This window comes from Bifidobacterium sp. UBA6881, from assembly GCA_002451435.1.
Classification (GTDB): Bacteria; Actinomycetota; Actinomycetes; order Actinomycetales; family Bifidobacteriaceae; genus Bifidobacterium.
Genome location: DKCF01000048.1, coordinates 18,910 through 21,432, shown reverse-complemented (window position 1 = coordinate 21,432; position 2,523 = coordinate 18,910). Strand labels below are relative to the sequence as shown.

Annotated in this window: 2 protein-coding genes and 1 pseudogene; all 3 read left to right on the top strand. The window is 58.5% G+C overall.

The window, feature by feature from the left end; translation table 11 throughout:
• A pseudogene (locus tag B3C64_RS04095) lies at nt 1-1,216 on the top strand (DEAD/DEAH box helicase); the annotation flags it as partial.
• 118 nt (nt 1,217-1,334) lie between these two features.
• On the top strand, nt 1,335-1,682 hold the full coding sequence (locus B3C64_RS04090; protein ID WP_291533916.1) for an RNA polymerase-binding protein RbpA: 348 nt from the start codon (nt 1,335-1,337) through the stop codon (nt 1,680-1,682).
• Nucleotides 1,683-1,796: 114 nt separating this feature from the next.
• Complete coding sequence (locus B3C64_RS04085) at nt 1,797-2,510, top strand: HAD hydrolase-like protein (RefSeq protein WP_291533920.1); 714 nt, start codon at nt 1,797-1,799, stop codon at nt 2,508-2,510.
• Nucleotides 2,511-2,523: the final 13 nt, after the last annotated feature.

The window sequence follows — 2,523 nt, the reverse complement described above, 5'->3', positions numbered from 1 at the left end:
GACCGGTCGCGCCGGGCGACGCGGCATCGACACCATCGGTCATGCGGTGGTCGTGGACCATCGTGGCTTCATTCCGGCAACCGCCGCGGCATTGTCCAGCAAGCGTGTGTATCCGTTGCATTCCAGTTTCCGCCCCACGTTCAACATGGCGGTCAATCTGTTGAATTCCAGCGATTACGAAACCGCCCGCATTACGTTGGACCATTCGTTCGCGCAATGGGAGGCGAACGAATCGGCATGGCAGTTGGAAAACCAGATGGACACGTTGCACAAGGCCATCGAAGGATACGAGCAGGCATTCGCCTGCGATTTCGGCGACTTCACGGAGTTCATGCGTCTGCGCATGCGGCTGAGCGAACTCGAGAAGAACGAACGCCGCAGGCTCAAGCATGAGGTGTTCCGTACGCAGAAGGCCCGTAGCCAGGCGTTCAAAGACCTTGACCGCCGCATTGCGGAGCTTCGTGCCGAGGATCGCGACCATCCATGCCGTAAGTGCCCGGATTTGCAGCAGCATTTGAAATGGGGCCACCGCTGGGCGCGTGAGATGCGGGACTTGGAACGAGTGCGGCATCGGTACGATTCGCGCACCGGTTCGGTGGCTCGGCGGTTCGACCGCATTTGCGACGTGCTCGAAAAATTGGGATATCTGGAGTTCGCCGGAACCGACGAGCATGCGGACTACCGACTGACGGAACACGGGCAGCTCTTGCGGCACCTGTACAGCGAACTGGATCTGGTGTTGGCCCAGGCCATTGATGAGGGTGTTTTCGATGGCCTCGATGCGCCCGGCCTTGCCAGTGTCGTCGCCTCGCTCGTATATGAACCGCGCAGGGGCAGCGGGGGAGAGCCGCGTCGCTATCCCGGCGGTCTGCAGGGCGACATCGCGGTATGCTCGGCGCATCTAAAGGGCGTTCATGCTTCGATTGCGATGCTGTGCGAGGATTACGCGCTGGAGGAATCCCGCCAATTGGATTTCGGACTCACCGATATCGTCTATGATTGGGCCCAGGGGAAGAGTCTGTCCCAGGTGCTGCATGGCACGGATTTGACCGGCGGGGATTTCGTGCGCAATTGCAAGCGGCTTGCCGATGTGCTGCAGCAGATCGCCGTCGCCGCGCCATATCTCGGCAAGCGTGCCGATACGTTGGCGCCGATCGCCAAACGGGCGTGCGCGCTGGTCAATCGTGGCATCGTCGCATATTCCGGTGTCGACTGATCGCATCGGCCGACGAGCGGCGAAATCATCGTGTGTTCGGCTCCGGTCGGAATAAACGACACGTCCGAACTGTTCTGTAGCTTAGAGTGAGCAAACAATCCAAGGAGGCAAAGGCAATATGGCGGAACGTAGTCTGCGAGGCATGAGCATCGGTGCGAAATCGTTGGAATCCGATGACAACGTGGATTTCGTGGCAAGGAACGAAGTCGCGTATGTCTGCCCGAAGGGACATCGTACGATTCTGCCGTTCGCTGAGGGCGCGGACGCCCCAGAGGAATGGGAATGCCGTTGCGGTGCCACCGCGCATCGTGAAGGCGACGATGACCGCGCAGCCGACGAGATCACCAAGCCGACCCGCACGCATTGGGATATGCTGCTGGAGCGTCGTACCGAAGACGAGCTGAAGGCGTTGCTCGACAAGCGGCTGCAGATGCACCGTGACGGCTGGTTCCCGGATTACGAGTGACCGGCGGTTGAACGACACTTGAACGATTATGCCCGGTCACAATAACCGGGCATAATCGTTAGAGTACCGCTAATGAAATCAAAGGTATAAGGGGAGAGCCATCTTATGTCAGAAATGTCCGAACATCCGAAGAAGGTCGTACTGCTTGATCTTGACGGCACGTTGACCAAATCCGATCCGGGTATTATCGGTTGCGTCGTCAAGGCGTTCGAAGAGATGGGATATCCGGTTCCGGACGATGACGAGCTTCATCGTTTCATCGGACCGGCCATCAGCGAATCCATGCAGCGTAACGGCATTCCTGACGACAAGCTGGACGAGGCGGTCGTCATTTACCGTAAATACTATTCGGATGAGGCGGTGTTCGACGATCCGAACAATCCGGGTCAGAAAGTGCCGGGACGTCTGAACAACACCATTTATCCGGGAATCCCGGAACAGCTGAGGAAGCTGCGCGAGGCCGGCTATTATCTGGCTATCGCCAGCTGCAAGCCGCAGTACCAGTGCATTCCGATTTGCGAGCATTTCCACTTGGACACCATGGTCGACGGCATTTACGGCGCCAGCAAAGACAATTCGCGTCTGGACAAGGATCAGGTGATTCGCTGGGCGTTCCAGCACATCGGATTCGATGAGGCCGCCGGAGACAAGGCCCTGATGATCGGTGACCGTTGGACCGATGCGGATGGTGCCAAGGCATGCGGCCTGGATTGCCTGGGCTGCGGCTGGGGCTACGCGGAACCGGGCGAACTCAAGCAGCATGACGCATACAAGGTCATCGATTCCGTGGATGAGCTCGCGCAGACCGTCGAAGAATATTTCGGCTGATGCAGTTGATTCG